Origin of the sequence: Streptomyces niveiscabiei, from assembly GCF_001419795.1 — a bacterium.
GTDB lineage: Bacteria > Actinomycetota > Actinomycetes > Streptomycetales > Streptomycetaceae > Streptomyces > Streptomyces niveiscabiei.
In genome coordinates, this window is sequence record NZ_LIRL01000002.1 from 12,716 (window position 1) to 13,457 (window position 742).

General features: G+C 71.2%; 1 pseudogene. It reads left to right on the top strand.

Annotation, left to right across the window (positions count from 1 at the left end):
• Nucleotides 1–197: 197 nt before the first annotated feature.
• Nucleotides 198–512, top strand: a pseudogene (locus AOK24_RS00090) (helix-turn-helix transcriptional regulator); the annotation flags it as partial.
• Nucleotides 513–742 lie beyond the last annotated feature (230 nt).

The window sequence follows — 742 nt, forward strand, 5'->3', positions numbered from 1 at the left end:
CGGCGCGTCCGCACCGACGGCGTGGCGGGGTGCGGCCGTGCTTGTCCAGGAGGGTTGGGCATGACTTCCTCTCTGCGGGTACTCGCCTCTTGGTCCTGTGCTTCCAGAGTCGACCCGTCACGCAGGACACGTCAAGGGATACCGGAATCCTGGTTCGCGCTTTTGGACACGCGAACGCCCAGCCGTAGGATCTCCTCATGGTCGGAGTGGATGGAGTGCCCGAGTCGCACGCCGGGTGGACGTTTCTCACCAACCATGCGCGTGTCCTGGCCACCATCGCCGACAACCGCAGCGCCCGGATCCGGGACATCGCCGCCCGCTGCCGGCTCACCGAGCGCGCGGTCCAGAAGATCATCGCCGACCTCGAACAGGACGGATACCTGTCCCACACCCGCCGGGGCCGGGGCAACGCCTACGAGATCGACCCCACGAAGATCCTCCGCCACCCCGCCGAGGCCGGCCTGACGGTCGCCTCCCTGCTGACGATCCTGGTCCAGGACGAGGCGGAACGGCACGGCAGGGCGAACGACGCCTTCCACGAGGGCACGGCCCGCCACGACGGCCCACCGCCGCCCGAGAGCAGGCCCCGGCACGAGGACTCGGACCGGCGCGAGGGCCGTCCGCCGCACGGCGGCTCGCTCCGGCACGGCCGCTCACCCGTCCGCGAGAACTCCCCCCAGCACGAAGGCTCCCCCTCCCACGAGAGCTGACCCCTCGGCTGCCACCGCCCTCACCCCCCCAC